Source organism: Vibrio sp. SCSIO 43153, from assembly GCF_023716625.1.
In the GTDB taxonomy this organism is placed as follows: Bacteria; Pseudomonadota; Gammaproteobacteria; order Enterobacterales; family Vibrionaceae; genus Vibrio; species Vibrio rotiferianus.
The window spans coordinates 337478-355199 of sequence record NZ_CP071856.1 but is presented as its reverse complement, the minus strand read 5'-3'; the positions used below and the strand labels follow the sequence as shown (position 1 = coordinate 355199).

General features: G+C 47.9%; 17 protein-coding genes. 10 read left to right on the top strand and 7 right to left on the bottom strand.

Going from position 1 to position 17722, the window contains the following annotated elements:
- Position 1 precedes the first annotated feature (1 nt).
- Positions 2-391 carry a c-type cytochrome gene (locus J4N37_RS17720; protein ID WP_252042977.1) on the bottom strand — a complete coding sequence of 130 codons (390 nt, stop codon included), beginning with the start codon at positions 389-391 and terminating at the stop codon, positions 2-4.
- A gap of 380 nt (positions 392-771) precedes the next feature.
- Entirely contained in the window at positions 772-942 is a 171-nt protein-coding gene (locus tag J4N37_RS17715) for a hypothetical protein (protein ID WP_252042976.1), read from the bottom strand.
- A 343-nt stretch (positions 943-1285) separates the two neighbouring features.
- On the opposite strand from J4N37_RS17715, the gene J4N37_RS17710 reads away from it, so the two are divergent.
- Positions 1286-2164, top strand: a complete 879-nt coding sequence (locus J4N37_RS17710; RefSeq protein WP_252042975.1) for a DMT family transporter — start codon at positions 1286-1288, stop codon at positions 2162-2164.
- 79 nt (positions 2165-2243) lie between these two features.
- Entirely contained in the window at positions 2244-2795 is a 552-nt protein-coding gene (locus J4N37_RS17705; RefSeq protein ID WP_252042974.1) for a DUF2301 domain-containing membrane protein, read from the top strand.
- Here the strand turns inward: J4N37_RS17705 and J4N37_RS17700 are convergent.
- The 5 genes from J4N37_RS17700 to J4N37_RS17680 all read right to left on the bottom strand — a co-directional run bounded on the left by J4N37_RS17700 (position 2792) and on the right by J4N37_RS17680 (position 7840).
- Positions 2792-3688 carry a hydroxymethylglutaryl-CoA lyase gene (locus J4N37_RS17700; protein ID WP_252042972.1) on the bottom strand — a complete coding sequence of 299 codons (897 nt, stop codon included), beginning with the start codon at positions 3686-3688 and terminating at the stop codon, positions 2792-2794. The two genes, J4N37_RS17705 and J4N37_RS17700, sit on opposite strands and share 4 nt — an antisense overlap.
- Entirely contained in the window at positions 3685-4530 is an 846-nt protein-coding gene (locus tag J4N37_RS17695) for an enoyl-CoA hydratase-related protein (protein ID WP_252042971.1), read from the bottom strand. The genes J4N37_RS17700 and J4N37_RS17695 overlap by 4 nt, the downstream gene beginning before the upstream one ends.
- 17 nt (positions 4531-4547) lie before the next feature.
- Positions 4548-6152 (bottom strand): carboxyl transferase domain-containing protein, encoded by a 1605-nt coding sequence (locus J4N37_RS17690; protein ID WP_252042970.1) that lies wholly within the window; start codon positions 6150-6152, stop codon positions 4548-4550.
- 21 nt (positions 6153-6173) lie between these two features.
- Positions 6174-7343, bottom strand: coding sequence for an isovaleryl-CoA dehydrogenase (locus J4N37_RS17685; protein WP_252042969.1), 1170 nt, complete (start codon positions 7341-7343; stop codon positions 6174-6176).
- Between the two features lie 113 nt (positions 7344-7456).
- Positions 7457-7840: a MerR family transcriptional regulator gene (locus J4N37_RS17680; RefSeq protein ID WP_252042968.1), complete on the bottom strand. Its 384-nt coding sequence runs from the start codon at positions 7838-7840 to the stop codon at positions 7457-7459.
- 289 nt (positions 7841-8129) lie between these two features.
- Between J4N37_RS17680 and J4N37_RS17675 the strand changes: the two genes are divergently transcribed.
- The 8 genes from J4N37_RS17675 (at position 8130) to cyoA (ending at position 17720) form a co-directional block, all read left to right on the top strand.
- Positions 8130-9359: a thiolase family protein gene (locus J4N37_RS17675; RefSeq protein ID WP_252042966.1), complete on the top strand. Its 1230-nt coding sequence runs from the start codon at positions 8130-8132 to the stop codon at positions 9357-9359.
- Positions 9360-9532: 173 nt separating this feature from the next.
- A complete protein-coding gene (locus J4N37_RS17670; protein ID WP_252042965.1) occupies positions 9533-11026 on the top strand; it encodes a CoA-acylating methylmalonate-semialdehyde dehydrogenase in 1494 nt (497 codons plus the stop codon).
- 17 nt (positions 11027-11043) lie between these two features.
- Positions 11044-12198, top strand: coding sequence for an acyl-CoA dehydrogenase family protein (locus tag J4N37_RS17665; protein WP_252042964.1), 1155 nt, complete (start codon positions 11044-11046; stop codon positions 12196-12198).
- A 70-nt stretch (positions 12199-12268) separates the two neighbouring features.
- Positions 12269-13057 (top strand): enoyl-CoA hydratase, encoded by a 789-nt coding sequence (locus J4N37_RS17660; protein ID WP_252042963.1) that lies wholly within the window; start codon positions 12269-12271, stop codon positions 13055-13057.
- A gap of 8 nt (positions 13058-13065) precedes the next feature.
- Positions 13066-14190: an enoyl-CoA hydratase/isomerase family protein gene (locus J4N37_RS17655; RefSeq protein ID WP_252042962.1), complete on the top strand. Its 1125-nt coding sequence runs from the start codon at positions 13066-13068 to the stop codon at positions 14188-14190.
- Between the two features lie 11 nt (positions 14191-14201).
- Positions 14202-15107, top strand: coding sequence for a 3-hydroxyisobutyrate dehydrogenase (gene mmsB / locus J4N37_RS17650; protein ID WP_252042960.1), 906 nt, complete (start codon positions 14202-14204; stop codon positions 15105-15107).
- Between the two features lie 59 nt (positions 15108-15166).
- Positions 15167-15925, top strand: coding sequence for an SDR family oxidoreductase (locus J4N37_RS17645; protein ID WP_252042959.1), 759 nt, complete (start codon positions 15167-15169; stop codon positions 15923-15925).
- A gap of 913 nt (positions 15926-16838) precedes the next feature.
- Complete coding sequence (gene cyoA / locus J4N37_RS17640; protein ID WP_252042958.1) at positions 16839-17720, top strand: ubiquinol oxidase subunit II; 882 nt, start codon at positions 16839-16841, stop codon at positions 17718-17720.
- Positions 17721-17722: the final 2 nt, after the last annotated feature.

Genomic DNA, 17722 nt, shown 5'->3' with positions numbered 1-17722 from the left:
TTTAAGGCTGGGGCTCGTTATCTGACGGTGAATGCTCGTTCCCTAACTGCGAATAATAGTGCGCAATGTCTTCTATATCTTGGTCAGACAGGGCGTCGGCTTGCTGCTGCATGAGCACCGCCAACCCACTAGTCCGCTCCCGCGCTTTGTAATCTTTCAAAGAAGAGATCAGGTAGCTTTTTTTCTGACCGCGTAGGTTTGGATAGGCGTCGATGGTAGATATGCCGTCAGCACCGTGACATGTCATACATACTTTCGCTTTCTCTTTGCCAACCTCAAATTGCTCGTCGGCTTTGGCGTCAGATGCGAAAGTGAAAGGAGAGAAGCACATCGTGGCGAGGAGAGCCGCCTTTATACCTGTGCTCATGAAATGCGTGTTCTTTAATCTCATCACTGTTTCCCTAGTAAATTGAATGCGTGTTTCACTAACTTGGGCGTTTTATGCCAGCACTTCGCTCATATTGCTAAGGTGATAGTCTGGCACGTTTTTATTGCTGTACGGTAAAGAGTAGCGCGTACTGGCTTTATCGCTATGTACGAGACAAATTAGTTGTAGATTTAATTACTAATACGCACCAATTAAGTGGAATGGACAAAATCATTACCAATACAACTAAAGTGAAAATAGGCGGTTAGCTTTTGATGTTTGAAAGTTGGTGAGTTTTGTTTTATTTGAGTGGTTTTTGCGCTGTTTAAAACGGATTAAGGATGTTGAAAACCGCTCTGGCTTTAGCCAGAGCGGTTGGAGAATTAGAGCTCTTCGAAACAAAACTATCGACCGCGATAGATCATCATGTCATAGATGTGCGTGACAGAAATTGGGTCGGCTTCGATGTAACTTAAGCGAAGGGAGCTAACAAGACTAAACAGTGAGCCCAGTGCGATAGGCGCAATAATAAGCAGGGCAATCAGAATGAAAAAGAGTACGGTTGAATGTCTCATAAAGCACCTCCTGACGACTGTTTTACTTCGTTGTTATTTTAACATTTCGTGCCTAGTTTAGAGTCAGGTTATTCCTTAATCTATTTGAGTTTTTGCCTAAGAGTTCAGCGCCGATTTTGATGACATCAAGTCACGAAACAATGATTGGATTTCACAGTAATTTACTCGATGATAACTAAGTCACACTGTATACTGTGCGCGTTTCGCAAACGTTAGCACTCCTCAGTCTAAGTACACATTTAGTTCAGCATTTGCGATGTAAATATAACTATCTAACACACATTAAAATTAATGATGTACGAACCCTGACGATTTCTTCGCTGGGTCTTTTTTGTGAGTAATTATGCTTAACTCTGAACGCAAAGCTGCATTCGTGCTCGTCGCAACAACGATGATCGCGGCACTAGGGTGGATCTTCTCTAAAGAAACCATTCAAGGTCTTCCACCATTTGGATTTATTGGGCTGCGATTTACCATCGCTTCTTTGTGCTTGTTACCGCTGTGTATCAAGCCGCTTCGTGCTGCCAATAAGAAAGATATTTTTGCCGCGGCAGGCGTTGGTGTGCTTTTAGGAGGCGCGCTGATGTGTTGGATTCATGCTATTTCAATCAGCGACACCCTAGGCGAGGGCGCATTCATCATGAGTTTATCGATGCTGTTTGTGCCAATCGTTGCTTGGGTGATGTTTCGTCAAAGGCCGCAACGCATTTTCTGGATCTCTCTGCCCATTGCTATCATTGGTCTAGGATGCTTATCGCTGGCTGGTGGTTGGCAACAATCTTCTAGTCAGCTTTGGTTCTTGGGGGCCGCTCTCATGCTGGCTTTACACTTCAACGTAAACAGTAAGTACTCGCAGAAATTGCCGGTATTGTTGCTAACGTGTATTCAGCTGTTTGTGACAGGCTTGATTGGTTTACTTATTTCATCTTTGGTGGAGACGGTGCCAACTGAAGTGTTGACGTCTATCTGGATTTGGTTTGCTCTGAGCACGCTCTTGGCAACCAGTTTGCGATATGTGATGCAAACCATGGGACAGAAGTTTGTTCAGGCTGGCAATGCAGCACTGATTATGATCCTTGAGCCGGTATGGACGGTAGTTTTGAGTGTGATTTGGTACGGTGAAGTGCTAACTTCCAATAAACTGGTTGGTTGTGCGCTTATCTTATTTTCGTTGGTCATCTACCGAACTGGTGGCAAACTCCGTTTTCTCAAACGCGCTTAAACTAAACTTATAAAGCCAGTGATAACGTTATTGCTGGCTTACGGACTCTCTTACTTTCCCTCTGGCAGGACGCTTATTGATGGCAAATACAGAATATCAAGAAACGCTCGATTTACTCGATAAACTCAGTGTGTGTCTTTATCGCCTTGGCATCACCTTGTTTGCTGTCGCACTACTTTGTTTTTCGATAATCGTTTCTGGGGCTATCACTAGCTCGCTATTCGTTTACCAAGCCTCTTTAATTGCAATCTGTGTTGCAAGTGCTCTGTCTGCGGCAAATATCCACGTTTATAACAAACATGTGCGTGCTGCTATCAGTTGGGCATCTTGGATTGGCTTGGTACTGATGGTGAGTGACTTGGAATTTCAGCGCACTTGGTTAGGGCTTGGCTTTATCTTTGTGACTTTTTCGGGCATTGCGCTTAAAGAGTCTTTTTGCTTTAAAGTGCCAGGCTTGAAGATGGTGCCCGCGTTTCTCGCTGTTGCAACGTTTGCATTGTGGTTTAACCTTCCAATCCTTGCTGCCATCACTATGTTGTTGGCTGGATTAGTAATGGGCTTTCTGTCTTTTGCTAAGTGGCGTATGCCGCTGCATTTCGATATCGGTATCAAAGCGAATTACGAGATCTAACGCTGCTTTAACGCCAGCGAGACTTTTGAGGTCGGTTGGCGGTTTAACTCTTCACTGATCATCCATCCGGCTTTGGCGAGCAACTCCAAATCTACTCCGGTCTCGATTCCTAAGCCTTGGCATAGGTAGAGCACATCTTCGGTGGCAACATTACCTGACGCGCCACGAGCATAAGGGCAGCCCCCAAGCCCTGCCACACTGCTATCGATGGTATTGATGCCCATTATTAAGGCTTGGTAGATATTCGCCAACGCTTGTCCCCATGTGTCGTGAAAATGCACCGCGAGCTTGTCGGTTGGGACTTTCAATTGTACGGCTTCTACCATTTTAGCGATGCGTATCGGCGTGCCTGTACCTACGGTGTCTCCAAGTGAAACCTCGTAGCAGCCTAATTCCATTAGCAGGTTAGCAACCCTTGCGACTTGTTCGGGTTTGGTTATTCCGTCGTAAGGGCAGTCTGCAACGCAAGATAAGTAACCCCGAACGGGGATGTTATGCTTTGCTGCCAATTCCATTACAGGTTCAAAGCGGGTAAGACTATCTGCAATCGAGCAATTGATGTTGTGTTGGCAAAAGCCCTCCGATGAGGAGGTGAAGATCGCGACTTGGGTAGCGCCGGCTTCTAGTGCCTTTTCAAAGCCTTGCACATTAGGCGTTAGTGCTGAGTAGATGACGTTGTGGCGGCGGGTGATTTTCTTCATCACATCGAGTGAATCCGCCATTTGAGGTACCCATTTAGGCGACACAAAAGATCCTGCCTCAATATGGGTGAGTCCTGTATCCGAGAGCAGGTCGATTAAGCGGATCTTGGCTTGCGTGGACACCGGTGATTCGTTTTGCAGACCGTCTCTCGCACCTACTTCGACAATGTTTACCTTGTTTGGCAAATTCATTTCTTGCCCTTAGCTGGTTTGTTTATCCAACCCGGTTCTCGTTTCTCCAGAAAGGCTTGTAAGCCATCTTGTCCTTGCGGCGATACGCGAATGTCGGCGATAAGTTGGCTCGTGTATTGGATAAGCTGACCATCAATCGGATTTTGGTGACATTGATGGCACAAGGCTTTGGCTTTTCGCATCGCATCTGGGCTATTGAGCAGCAAAGAATCAATCAAGCTTTCTACTACGGCTTCGATTTTATCCAGCTTATGAACCTCATGCACAATGCCAAACTTTTCTGCTTTGTCAGCGTTAATTACTTCGGCGCTGAGTATGTAACGACGAGCGTGACGGTTACCCATAGAGCGCATGACATAAGGAGATATGGTTGCTGGAACCAACCCCAGTTTGACTTCACTCAAGCAGAAGTTCGCATTCTCCGCTGCGATGGCGATATCACAGCAACAGATTAAGCCCAATGCGCCACCAAAAGCGGAACCTTGCACAACCGCAATAGTAGGCTGAGGGAAAGCGTCCAATGTATGCATCAGACGTGCAAGGTTTTGCGCGTCTTCTAGGTTTTGTTTTCTGGTGCTACTTGCCATGGATTTCATCCAATTCAAATCAGCCCCAGAGGAGAAATGTTTGCCGTTTCCTCGAAGCACTAAGCATCGAACATCGGTGCGCAGAGCAAGGTAATCCAGCCTGTGGATCAGCAAGTCAATCATGCAGGCATCAAACGCATTGTGCTTCTCTGTGCGATTGAGCGTAAGCGTTGCGACGCCGAATTCATCGACGTTCCAAAGTACTTCATCTTGTCGTTGGGTATTGGGGATGATGCTCGGTTGATGATCCTGCATGTGACGTCCTTTCTTCTCTACATTCTAAATATGCCAAAGTTGCTGTCAGGAATTGGCGCATTGAGCGCGGCTTTTAAGGCTTGAGCCAATACTTGACGTGTTTCTTTCGGGTCGATGATGCCGTCATCCCATAAACGTGCGCTGGCGTAGTAGGGATGCCCCTGCGACTCATACAAGTCTACGATAGATTCTCGGAATGCACTTTCTTCGGGCTCTGGCCATTCTTCACCTTGGCGTTTTTTCACTTCTCGACGCACTTGAGTGAGCACGCCTGCGGCTTGTTCTCCGCCCATTACTGAGATTCGTGCGTTTGGCCACATCCACATCATGGTTGGGTCATAAGCACGACCGCACATGCCGTAGTTGCCCGCACCGTATGAGCCGCCAATAATCACGGTGAACTTGGGCACATCCGCACAGGCGACTGCCATCACCAGTTTCGCGCCGTGTTTGGCAATGCCTTCCGCCTCCAGCTTTTTGCCCACCATAAAGCCAGTGATGTTTTGCAAAAAGAGTAAGGGAATTTTGCGTTTGGCACACAGCTCAATAAAGTGCGCGCCTTTCTGTGAGGACTCAGAAAACAAGATGCCGTTGTTCGCTACAATACCAATTAGATTTCCGTGGATTCGAGCGAAGCCACATACTAAGGTCTTACCATACAGTGCTTTGAACTCGTCAAAGTCCGAGTCGTCGACCACGCGAGCGATGATCTCTCGAACATCAAAAGACAAGCGAAGGTTCGCATTGACGATGCCGTACATCTCTTCGGCGTCATAACGTGGTGGTAATACCGGTTTGTCGCTTTGAACGGGGAGTGATTGATTGGTATTCGAGATGGCTTCGCGCGCAAGCTGTAATGCGTGCTGGTCATTTTCTGCATAGTAATCGGCAACGCCAGACTTGCGACAGTGCACATCGGCACCGCCTAGCTCTTCATCAGTGACGATCTCTCCGGTTGCTGCTTTCACTAGCGGTGGACCAGCCAAGAAGATGGTGCCTTGCTCTTTGACCATAATGGAAACGTCTGCCATCGCAGGTACATAAGCGCCACCAGCGGTACAAAGCCCCATCACCACTGCAACTTGAGGAATGCCTTGCGCCGACATTCTTGCTTGATTAAAGAAGATACGTCCGAAGTGCTCTTTGTCAGCAAACACTTCTGCTTGGTGAGGGAGGTTCGCCCCCCCAGAATCCACCAAATAGACGCAAGGCAGTTGGCAACGTTGTGCGATCTCTTGCGCGCGTAGATGCTTTTTAACGGTGAGTGGGTAATAGGTGCCGCCTTTCACTGAGGGGTCGTTGGCGATCACCATGCATTGAATGCCTTCAATGGTGCCAATGCCCGCAACGACACCTGCACAAGGTATCGACTCTTCGTAGACGTTCCACGCGGCGAATTGTCCAACTTCAAGAAACTCGCTGCCTTCATCTAAAAGGAGCATGACACGCTCACGAACGGGCAGTTTCCCTTTCAGGCGCTGGCGGTCAATGGCTTTTTGCCCGCCACCTTGCTTGATAGCTTTGATATTAGCATTGAGGTTGTTTACCAACTCGGTCATGACCGCTTTATTCGACAAAAATAGCTCGTCGGTTGGCTTGGTTTTACTTTTAATGATTGCCATGTTGACTTCCTTGTCGGTGGGTTAGCGAGACTCTTCGAACAACTCTCGTCCAATCAGCATGCGGCGAATTTCAGAAGTGCCAGCACCAATCTCATACAGTTTGGCGTCACGGAGTAATCGCCCAGTCGCGTATTCGTTGATGTAACCATTGCCGCCTAGCAGCTGAATGGCATCGAGGGACATTTGCGTGGCAAGTTCGGCGCTGTAAAGGATCACGCCAGCGGCGTCTTTACGTGTGCATTCACCTCGGTCACATGCGGCAGCGACGGTATAAACGTAAGCTTTGGCGGCGTTCATGCGTGAATACATGTCAGCAAGCTTTCCTTGCACGAGTTGGAATTCACCGATGGATTTGCCGAACTGTTTGCGGTCATGAACATACGGAACCACTTCGTCCATACAGGCTTGCATGATGCCAAGTGGACCGGCTGCTAATACCACGCGTTCGTAATCCAAACCGCTCATCAACACTTCGACACCACGGTTTAACTCGCCTAACACATTCTCTTTTGGCACGACACAATCTTGGAACACCAATTCACAGGTGTTGGAGCCGCGCATGCCAAGTTTGTCGAGCTTTTGCGCATGGCTAAAGCCTTCAAAATCCCGCTCAATAATGAAGGCGGTGATGCCGCGAGACCCGCCATTGGGATCGGTTTTCGCGTAAACCACTAAGGTATCGGCATCAGGACCATTGGTGATCCACATTTTGTTGCCGTTCATTAAAAAGTGGTCGCCTTTGTCTTCAGCACGGAGCTGCATGCTAACCACGTCAGAACCTGAGTTCGGCTCACTCATGGCTAGTGCGCCGATGTGAGAACCATCAATGAGTTTAGGTAGGTACTTTTCTCGTTGAGCAGGGGAGCCATTGCGAAAGATTTGGTTAACACAAAGATTGGAATGCGCGCCATAACTGAGCGCGACAGACGCTGAGGCTCGGCTGATCTCTTCCATCGCAACAACATGAGCAAGATAGCCCATGCCTGCACCGCCAAACTCTTCGTCGACGGTTACGCCAAGCAAGCCCATTTCACCGAACTTGGACCACAGATGATTGGGGAATTGGTTATCTCGGTCGATGTCTGCGGCGATGGGGGCGATATGCTCGGTGGCGAACGCGTTGACGTGGTCTCGGAGCATATCGATGGTTTCACCAAGCCCAAAATTAAGTGGGGTGTAGCTGCTTTTCATAACATTTCCCTGTTGAAAGTACTGCAGTTGTTAGTACGGATAAGGTTCGAGTTACACTGCTTGGGCTTGGAATTTATTACTGTTTTTTGTTTTTATTGCTCACTAACTCAGAGCTATTGGCTGCTGGCTTTATTGTTGCTCAGCGCTTGTTTACAGCGCTCTTTGGCGGTTTCTAGCTCGTTCATTACAACGCTAATATCATCCAGTTGCTGCTGTAAGTGCGCTTGTTTTTCATCAATGATGGTTAGCATTTTAAGCAGCTGACCATCGCTTTGTTGGGTATCGTACAGCTCGAACAACTCTCGAATTTCCGCAAGCGAAAAGCCCAATCGCTTACCACGTAAAATCAGCTTGAGCCGGATCTTATCTCTGCGTTGATATACGCGAATATTGCCTTTTCGCTCCGGCTCTATCAGCCCGACATCCTCATAAAAACGAATGCTTCGGGTCGTGATGTCGAACTCTTTGGCGAGGTCACTTATCTTGAATTTATCCACTCGGTTTGTCCCTCTAATGAATAGTTTTGGCTTCTTAAAATCCTTTCAAGCCTTGAACTAAACGGGCTAGCTAAAGCATGAGAGTAAATTTGTGTTGTTATTAATGTGTTTCTTTACGTTAACGTAAATGTTAGTGCTATGCTTACGTAAACGTCAAGAAATCACAGTGCGAAAATTCATCGTTTTATGAGAGGCTGGAGTGACACCACATTCTGTGTGAAAGCTCCGTGGTAGCAGGTGTGAGGGATGAGTTCGTGAACTGTGAATTATCGTCAGAAGGGACGAGAACATGGGAAACGACATCTGGATTGTCAGTGCAAAGCGAACACCAATCGGGCGCTTTCAAGGTCAGTTACAAGGTTATTCAGCGCCTCAATTAGGGGCATTTGCTATCAAAGCGGCAATGGATGCGAGTGGTGTTAGCGAAGTCGACGAAGTCTACATGGGCTGCGTATTACCGGCGGGGTGCGGACAAGCACCAGCCAGACAAGCAGCACTAGGTGCAGAGCTTCCGCTTACCACAGGCAGCACCACCATAAACAAAGTGTGCGGCTCAGGAATGAAGAGCGTCATGCTGGCTCACGATCTCATCAAAGCGGGTAGCATTCGAAGTGCCGTTGCTGGTGGGATGGAAAGCATGACCAATGCACCGTATCTGCTGAAAGAAGCGCGAAACGGCATGAGAATGGGTCATCAATCTTCCTACGACCACATGTTCCTCGATGGTCTTCAAGATGCGTATGAAGGGCACTTGATGGGGGTGTATGCGCAGCAAACGGCTGACCATTCAGAGTTTACTCGTGAACAAATGGATGAATGGGCAATCCTATCCGCGAAAAGAGCATTGGAAGCACAAGAGCAACGCTTGTTTGATGACGAAATTTCGCCAATAGAAATTAAGACTCGTCACAGCGCTTCAACTTTGGATTACGACGAGCATCCTCGCTCGATTAAGCTTGACAAGATTCCTCAACTCAAACCTGCTTTTGATAAGAATGGTTCGGTGACTGCCGCAAACTCTAGTGCGATATCCGACGGGGCTGCAGCCCTAGTGTTAATGGACTCGCAGGTCGCACAACATCAAGGCTTAACGCCACTAGCAATCATCAAAGGGCACTCAACCCACGCCAGAAAGCCTGCCGAATTTACCCTCGCGCCAGTGTTTGCGATGGAACAGCTACTCTCTCAACTTGATTGGTCGGTAGACGACGTTGATCTTTGGGAGATCAATGAAGCCTTCGCCGTTGTTACGCAAATTGCGGTACGCCAATTGGGCATCGATAAAGACAAAGTAAACATCAAAGGTGGCGCGTGTGCACTTGGGCATCCAATTGGTGCGAGCGGAGCACGTATTTTGGTGACCCTCATTCATAGCCTACGCCAGCTACAAGTGCTCGGTGTTGACGGTGACAACAACAATAAAAAGGTGATGCGAGGTGTTGCATCACTGTGTATCGGTGGTGGTGAAGCCACTGCCATTGGTATCGAGATACCGCTTGGTACCAATGCGAATAAGTAGTTGCTTTCGTAAATTGCGTAGAAAAATCGCTTAGAACAAGGCATGAATTGCACGTAACTAGTGGAGCTAATTTCAAGATTCATAACGCAGTTATAAGAGATTTTGGCAAGCAAGGACGAGTAACTAATTGTTCAAATTGGTATTTATCAAATAACGTAAAGAAGGACTAGATTATGACTCGCACGGTTCCCTTATTCATCGATGGTGAGTTTCGTGAATCTCAAGCAACGGATTGGGTAGAAGTCACAAACCCTGCTACCAACGACGTGATTGCGCGCTTGCCGTGCGCGACGGATGAAGAGATGCACGCGGCAATTGAAAGTGCAAAAGCCACCTTTTCCTGTTGGAAAGATGTCGCCGTTTCCGAACGTGCGCGCTTGATGCTGCGCTATCAACATCTGCTTAAAGAACATCACGATGAACTGGCGACGCTGCTGTCTCACGAGACCGGTAAGATCTTTGCGGATGCAAAAGGAGATGTATGGCGAGGTATCGAAGTGGTCGAGCAAGCTGCAAATATCGCTAGTAACATGATGGGAGAAACCGTCGAGAACGTTGCTACAGATATTGACAGTTATTCGTTGATTCAACCTCTTGGGGTGTGCTGCGGTATTACGCCGTTTAACTTCCCAGCCATGATCCCTTTGTGGATGTTCCCAATCGCGATTGCGAGCGGGAATACCTTTGTCCTTAAGCCCTCTGAGCAAGTTCCTCTCACGTCAATTCGCTTGGCTGAACTGTTCGAAGAAGCGGGCGCACCAAAAGGTGTGCTGCAAATCGTGCACGGTCGAAAAGAGCAAGTCGACTTGTTGCTGAAACATCCCGGTATCCAAGCCGCTTCTTTTGTCGGTTCGGTACCCGTAGCGCAATATATCTACACCACAGGCACGCAGAACTTTAAACGTGTTCAAGCCTTTGCTGGCGCGAAAAATCACATGGTGATCATGCCAGATGCGAACAAAAACCAAGTGGTGAATAACTTAGTTGGTTCTTCAGTTGGTGCAGCAGGGCAACGATGTATGGCGATATCCGTCGCGGTGTTTGTAGGCAGTTCGAAAGAGTGGATTGCCGATTTAAAACAAGAAATGGCGAAAGTGCACCCCGGCGCTTGGGATGACGAAAATGCCGCGTACGGTCCTTTGATCAGTGCACAAGCAAAACAGCGTGTGCTTGGTTTGATAGAAGAAGGCAAGCAACAAGGGGCGGTGTGTGAACTTGATGGTAGCCAATGTGAAGTGGAAGGCTTCCCAGAAGGTAACTGGGTCGGTCCGACTTTATTCAGTGGCGTCACTACCGAGATGTCGATTTACACCCAAGAAATCTTCGGACCTGTTTTGGTGTGTATTGAGGTCGACACGTTACAAGAAGCGATAGATCTCGTGAATCGCAACCCATACGGCAACGGTACTTCCATCTTCACTGCGAATGGTGCGGCGGCGAGAAAGTATCAACATGAGATTCAAGTCGGTCAGGTAGGTGTGAACGTGCCAATTCCAGTCCCTTTACCATTCTTCTCGTTTACGGGTTGGCGCGGCAGTTTTTACGGTGATTTGCACGCCTATGGTAAACAAGCGGTGCGCTTCTACACCGAGACCAAAACCGTGACGGCTCGTTGGTTTGATGACGATATCCCAACTGGTCCAAACCTGACTATTAACCTGCGCTAACGAAGAAAGGAGCTCATATGGATTTTGAACTCAACGAAGATCAACGTATGTTTGCCGACACTGCTCAGCAATTTGCGGCAGAGCGTTTAGCGCCAATGGCAGCAGAGTGGGATGAGAAACAAATCTTCCCGAAAGACATTCTTCGAGAGGCAGGAGAGCTTGGTTTCTTGAGCCTCTATACCCCAGAAGAACAAGGCGGTTTGGGCTTAAGCCGTTTGGACGCGTCTATCATTTTCGAGCAACTCTCCATGGGGTGCACATCGACCACCTCATTTATGACCATTCACAACATGGTGACTTGGATGGTTGCGAGCTTTGCGACCGATGAAGTGAAAGACACGTTCTGCCCGAAACTTATTACGGGTGAATTTCTCGGATCTTATTGTTTAACCGAGCCAAACGCAGGTTCGGACGCGGCGTCTCTAACGACTTCTGCGACTAAGCAAGGTGATAACTACATTCTCAACGGCGGCAAAACCTTTATTTCTGGCGCAGGCGATACCGACGTTTTAGTCGTGATGGCGAGAACCGGCGATGCGGGCGCGAAAGGTGTATCCGCGTTTGTTGTCCCCGCCGATGCAGACGGTATTAGCTACGGACGTAAAGAGCCGAAAATGGGCTGGAACAGTCAGCCGACACGGGCGGTGACTTTCGACAATGTTTCTATTCCCGCATCACATCTGCTCGGGGAAGAAGGACAAGGGTTTGTGTTCGCCATGAAAGGTTTGGATGGTGGACGCATCAACATTGCTACGTGTTCTGTCGGTACGGCTCAACAAGCGTTGAATCAAGCGGCGCAGTACATGCAAGAACGTAAACAGTTCGGCAAATCATTAGCTCAATTCCAAGCATTGCAATTCAAACTGGCAGACATGGCAACCGAGCTTGTCGCTGCCCGCCAACTGGTACGTTACGCCGCTAGCAAGTTAGACCGAGGTGATCCAGACGCCACCACTTATTGTGCCATGGCAAAACGCTTTGCAACCGATGTCGGCTTTCAAGTCTGTGACCAAGCGCTGCAACTTTACGGTGGCTACGGTTACATCAAAGAATACCCAATGGAGCGCTATTTCCGTGATGTTCGAGTACACCAGATTTTGGAAGGTACCAACGAGATCATGCGGTTGATCATCGCGCGTCGATTGCTCGCAGAAGAGTCCGCATTGTTATAAGTGCAGCCAGCTCTGCTTTTATTCATAAAGCTCAGGTCATTTTCACCAAGAAAGGAAAGGATTCAGAGATATGTCACTAACAGAACAACAAGCGATTCAACATACCATCAGCAATCATGTTGCGGTGGTGACCATGAACAACCCGCCCGCCAATACTTGGACGTCACAAAGCTTAACCGCATTGAAAGAGTTAGTGCTGGCGCTAAACGACAATAAAGACGTTTACGCTCTAGTGCTCACAGGAAGTGGAGAGAAGTTTTTCTCGGCGGGAGCAGACCTCAAGTTGTTTGCCGATGGCGATAAAGCGGTTGCGTTAGAGATGGCGCGTATCTTTGGTGAAGCCTTTGAAACGCTCTCTGCATTTCGAGGGGTTTCCATCGCAGCCATCAACGGCTACGCCATGGGAGGCGGATTAGAAGTCGCATTGGCGTGTGATATTCGTGTGGTAGAAGAGCAAGCCGTGCTGGCACTGCCAGAGGCGAAAGTGGGCTTACTGCCTTGTGCTGGTGGTACGCAAAACCTAACCGCATTGGTCGGCGAAGGTTGGGCGAAACGCATCATATTGTGCGGTGAACAAGTCGGTGCAGCACAAGCTCGAGAACTTGGCCTAGTAGAAGAAGTGGTAGCAAAAGGTGGAGCGCTTAATAAAGCCATTGAGCTTGCAGAATCGGTTGCCAATCAATCGCCTTCTTCGGTAACCGCGTGCAAAGCGCTTATCCAAAACATGCGCTCAGCGCCACTCAAACATGGTCTGATTAAAGAGCGAGAACTGTTTCTAAACTTATTCGATACCGAAGATCAAACCGAGGGGGTTCGTGCCTTCTTAGAAAAACGTAAACCCAACTGGAAGAATCAATAGGAGGTCGCATGACAGGGAAAGTAACCATTAGCGAAATAGATTGCTTAGACGGCGTGCACCGAATTGGTATCGCGACGTTAGACAACACGGCTTCTTTGAACGCGTTGACTTACGATATGTTGGCAGAGCTCAACGACCAACTTATCGAATGGCAAGATGACCCTGATTTGGTGTGTGTCATCCTCAACGGCGCGGGTGAAAAAGCGTTTTGTGCAGGGGGCGATGTACGAACCATGTACCACGTCATGCACGAGAAAAGCAAAGAAGAGACCGCAGAGTTCTGTTCTAATTACTTCTCGCTTGAGTACGAATGCGATTACCTGATTCATACCTACCAAAAGCCAATCATTGGTTGGGGAGAGGGCATTGTGATGGGCGGCGGCATGGGCTTGTTTATGGGCACCAGCCACAGGGTCGTCACGCCTAAATCTCGTCTCGCGATGCCAGAGATCAATATCGGACTTTACCCGGACGTGGGTGGTACTTGGTTCTTAAGCCAAATCGACCCAGAGGTAGGTTTGTTCCTTGGGTTAACCGGTGCAATGGTGAATTCAAGTGACGCTGTCACTATCGGTTTGGCAGAATGGTTGCTGTTGGAAGAGCAATATCCGGAACTGTTAGAAGAGCTGAAACAAGTCGACTGGGGCTCTGCCGATGCCAAATCGCTTGTCAGTGCGTTACTTCAATTGATGGAAGATCAAGTCATCGACAGTAAGCCGACAACTCAGATTTGCCCTTATCTCGACCAAATTAAAGAAGCCTGTAAAGGCTATGACTTAAATCAGATTGTCCAACGTATTCAAGCAATGGAAGGCGAGACTCAATGGCTTGAGAACGCACAAAAATCATTTGTTGCGGGCAGTCCGATCACCGCACATATCTGTTTTAGACAAGTCAAAGAGTACCATCGTTTGTCATTGGCGGATTGTTTCCGTCTAGAGCTAACCTTGTCAGTTCGCAGCGCATTACTTGGTGAGTTTGAAGAGGGCGTGCGCTCTCGATTAGTTGATAAAGATGGCAATCCAAAATGGATGTTTAACAGCGTCAGTGAAGTCGATGAAAGCGTCATCGACACCTTGTTCACTTCTCTTTGGTCAGAAGAGGAACATCCACTTGCACAGCTAGGAAAATAAGGAGAAACAACATGAGTACCATTGCATTTATTGGCTTGGGCAACATGGGCAGTCCAATGGCACAAAACCTATTGGCGTCAGGGTTTCACGTGCAAGTGTTCGATGTGGATGTGAATGCGGCGAAGCAACTCGAACCGTTTGGCGCAGTGGTCGCCAGTACGCTAGAAGAAGCCGTAGATGGCGCAGGAACAATCATCACCATGCTACCAGCAGGTGCACACGTGCGCGCGGTGTATTTGGGAGATTTACACGGTGGTGTCGGTCTGCTCAACATTGTGCAGGACAACGCATTGCTGATTGACTGTTCGACCATCGATCCAGATTCTGCTCGCTTGGTGGCGAACGAAGCTCAGAACAAACGATTGTTGTTTGTCGATTCTCCCGTCTCTGGTGGTGTAGCAGGCGCAAAAGCAGCAACGCTGACCTTTATTGTTGGTGGCTCGGATGAGGCGTTCTCTAAAGCCAATGCGATTTTGCAATACATGGGCAAGAACGTGTTCCACGCTGGTAAAGCGGGCGACGGTCAGATGGCAAAAATCTGTAATAACCTGATGTTGGGTATCTTGATGTCGGGAACCTGCGAGGCGCTCAATCTCGGCATTGACCATGGTCTCGACCCGAAAGTCTTATCCAACATCATGCTGCAAAGCTCAGGTCGAAACTGGGCGTTAGAGCTTTATAACCCATGTCCCGGAGTGATGGACTCTGCACCAGCGAGTAATCAATACAACCCTGGTTTTATGAGTAAGCTGATGTTGAAAGATCTTGGCTTAGGTTTGGATGCGGCGCTGCAAACTAACTCTTCTGTTCCGATGGGCTCTTTGGCTCGTAACCTCTATGCATTCCATAACGCAGCAGGTCATGAAGAACTCGATTTCTCTAGCTTGTTTGAATTCTACAAGAATCAGAAGGGCTAAAAGGGAGATTTCCTATCAGGCGTTTAAGCATGGAAGTTATCCAGTAATGGAGTACAGATATGGATTTAAAAAACAGTGTCATTGCAATTACAGGTGCGGGGCAAGGGTTAGGGCAGATGATGGCCGTCAGCCTTGCTCAAGCGGGTGCGGATTTAGCATTGCTTGACGTTAACGAAACGGGACTGCTGAATACCCAAGAACAATGCCGGATGCTCAGTGCCAAGGCGTTGATCTATCGACTTGATGTCACCAATGAATCTGAAGTGGAGGATACCTTTAATGAGATTCTTCAAGATTTTGGACAGCTAAACGGCTTAGTTAATAACGCTGGCGTCTTGCGAGATGGGTTGTTAGTCAAAGCCAAGGACGGCGAGATCACCAAGATGTCGCTTGAGCAGTTCAACTTAGTGATGAACGTCAATGTCACGGGCACCTTCTTGTGCGGACGAGAAGCGGCAGTCAAAATGATCGAGAGTGGCTCGAGAGGTGCCATCATTAACATCTCCAGCGTGGCGAGAGCGGGCAATATTGGGCAAACCAATTACTCTGCCTCGAAAGCTGCCGTCGCAACCATGGCAACAACATGGGCAAGAGAACTCGCCAGATATGGCATTCGCTCTGCGGCTATTGCGCCCGGTGTCGTCAAAACGGCAATGGCAGATCAAATGAAACCAGAAGCCATAGACCGACTGCAAAAGATGATACCCGTCGGTAGGATGGGAGAGACGAGTGAGATTGCTCATGCCGTGAAATACATTCTTGAAAACGACTACTTCACAGGGCGAGTGCTCGAAGTGGATGGTGGGATGAGAATGTGAAGAAAGAGCCGATTACGGCTCTTTCTTGTTTTTGAGTGTCTCAATTTTGTGTGTGTGATAAGCATTTTGGAAGAATGCTATTCCGAACACGAAATAAAACAAACCAGTTTTAGTCGAGTCGTCTGCGTCAGACCAGAGCCACACTGTGAAAGAAAAAATGATGACGTAATAGAACGTTAGAATAAGAAGTTTGGACATGACCGTAATGCCTGATTTTTCACCGTAATCAAACAATAAACTCATCGTAAGCCCAACAAAGACTGTTAGCTTCCAAGCCTCGAATGAACTCACGAATTTAAATGTACAGAATGAAATGTTCTCAAGCTAAAGACGTCGCTACTTAGTGTTAAAGTGAGTTAACAGTGCAGCGGGCGGTTTCCCCGTTATTCGTCAAAATATAAAGTCTATGAATGAAAGGTCGTTCGTGATGATTGAAATTCGAAATGCCATGTAAATAGTATGTGAATTCATAACTATGATACTGGTCACGCTTTCCTTAATTCGCACTTTCTAATGTAGCTCACACTTTCGCGCCGAATACGCAACTGCTTACTCTTCTTGTTTGCGTTGCTTAAGTTGCTGTAAAGAAAAGGATATACATTGTAGTACGTTAATGTTGTGCACCTGCTTTGCTATTCCTTTATCAATATTATCTTTCATAAATGGAACGTTAGTTTCCATCTGTGGCTAATGAGCTTTCCTTTTTCCCTCCGCATAATGCGCTCGAATGTAACAATGTATTTCAAAGTGTAACAATAAACTCACGTTGTGGGTGTGGTTTTAACCATCAAGCAACTTGATACCTCCCACCAAGAAGTCCATTGCTGCAAAAGCTCAACACAAAAATATTCTAATGACCAAGACAACCAATCGCAGGGCTTGCTCTGTTGTTGGCTAACCATCGAGAAAGTTAATGGAAGCTTCAAGATACAAACGCATCTTAGCGAGGATAAGTTTGGCAGGAACCATTCTTATGCTTTCAGGGTGTAACTCAGCTCTACTTGACCCGAAAGGTAGTATTGGCGTTCAGGAAAAAGAACTGATCATTACAGCGCTTTTACTGATGCTGATTGTCGTGATCCCCGTGATTTTAATGACAATCTATTTTGCTTACCGCTACCGAGAGTCGAACACTGGCGAGGAATACGCTCCAGAGTGGGCGCACTCGACCAAGATCGAAGTGGTGGTGTGGACGATTCCAATCATCATCATCGCGATTCTGGCAACCATCACTTGGCGTTCTACTCACGAGTTAGAGCCATCCAAGCCCATCGCAAGTGACGTCAAACCCATCACCATTGAGGTGGTGTCACTCGACTGGAAATGGCTGTTCATCTACCCAGAAGAGAACATTGCGACAGTGAACTACGTGGCGTTTCCGAAAGATGTTCCGGTTCAGTTCAAACTGACCTCAGACAACATCATGAACGCGTTCTTTATCCCGCGTCTCGGTACTCAGATTTACGCGATGCCAGGCATGGTGACCAAGTTGAATCTGATTGCGAACCACACAGGGGATTACAAAGGCTTTGCTTCTAACTACAGCGGTAAGGGTTTCTCGCAAATGAAATTTACCGCAGCAGCAATGGAAGATCGCACTGCATTCGTGAGTTGGGTACAGCAAGTGAAAGCTAGCCCTGATCGAATCGAAGACTGGGAGCAATTCCGTGCGCTTGCATCACCAACGGTGGCGGAGCCTGTGAAGATGTTCTCTAGTATTCCACCATTTTTGTTCACCGACGTCGTGACCCAGCATCCGGGTTCAATGAACTGTTTGCCGGAAAATCTAGGATAATC

Coding starts and splice junctions, on each gene's coding strand:
- J4N37_RS17700 (WP_252042972.1), bottom strand. CDS start 3,688: ATGAATTTGCCAAACAAGGTAAACATTGTCGAAGTAGGTGCGAGAGAC.
- J4N37_RS17720 (WP_252042977.1), bottom strand. CDS start 391: ATGAGATTAAAGAACACGCATTTCATGAGCACAGGTATAAAGGCGGCT.
- J4N37_RS17710 (WP_252042975.1), top strand. CDS start 1,286: ATGCTTAACTCTGAACGCAAAGCTGCATTCGTGCTCGTCGCAACAACG.
- J4N37_RS17660 (WP_252042963.1), top strand. CDS start 12,269: ATGTCACTAACAGAACAACAAGCGATTCAACATACCATCAGCAATCAT.
- J4N37_RS17685 (WP_252042969.1), bottom strand. CDS start 7,343: ATGAAAAGCAGCTACACCCCACTTAATTTTGGGCTTGGTGAAACCATC.
- J4N37_RS17695 (WP_252042971.1), bottom strand. CDS start 4,530: ATGCAGGATCATCAACCGAGCATCATCCCCAATACCCAACGACAAGAT.
- J4N37_RS17670 (WP_252042965.1), top strand. CDS start 9,533: ATGACTCGCACGGTTCCCTTATTCATCGATGGTGAGTTTCGTGAATCT.
- cyoA (WP_252042958.1), top strand. CDS start 16,839: ATGGAAGCTTCAAGATACAAACGCATCTTAGCGAGGATAAGTTTGGCA.
- J4N37_RS17645 (WP_252042959.1), top strand. CDS start 15,167: ATGGATTTAAAAAACAGTGTCATTGCAATTACAGGTGCGGGGCAAGGG.
- J4N37_RS17690 (WP_252042970.1), bottom strand. CDS start 6,152: ATGGCAATCATTAAAAGTAAAACCAAGCCAACCGACGAGCTATTTTTG.
- J4N37_RS17705 (WP_252042974.1), top strand. CDS start 2,244: ATGGCAAATACAGAATATCAAGAAACGCTCGATTTACTCGATAAACTC.
- mmsB (WP_252042960.1), top strand. CDS start 14,202: ATGAGTACCATTGCATTTATTGGCTTGGGCAACATGGGCAGTCCAATG.
- J4N37_RS17675 (WP_252042966.1), top strand. CDS start 8,130: ATGGGAAACGACATCTGGATTGTCAGTGCAAAGCGAACACCAATCGGG.
- J4N37_RS17715 (WP_252042976.1), bottom strand. CDS start 942: ATGAGACATTCAACCGTACTCTTTTTCATTCTGATTGCCCTGCTTATT.
- J4N37_RS17655 (WP_252042962.1), top strand. CDS start 13,066: ATGACAGGGAAAGTAACCATTAGCGAAATAGATTGCTTAGACGGCGTG.
- J4N37_RS17665 (WP_252042964.1), top strand. CDS start 11,044: ATGGATTTTGAACTCAACGAAGATCAACGTATGTTTGCCGACACTGCT.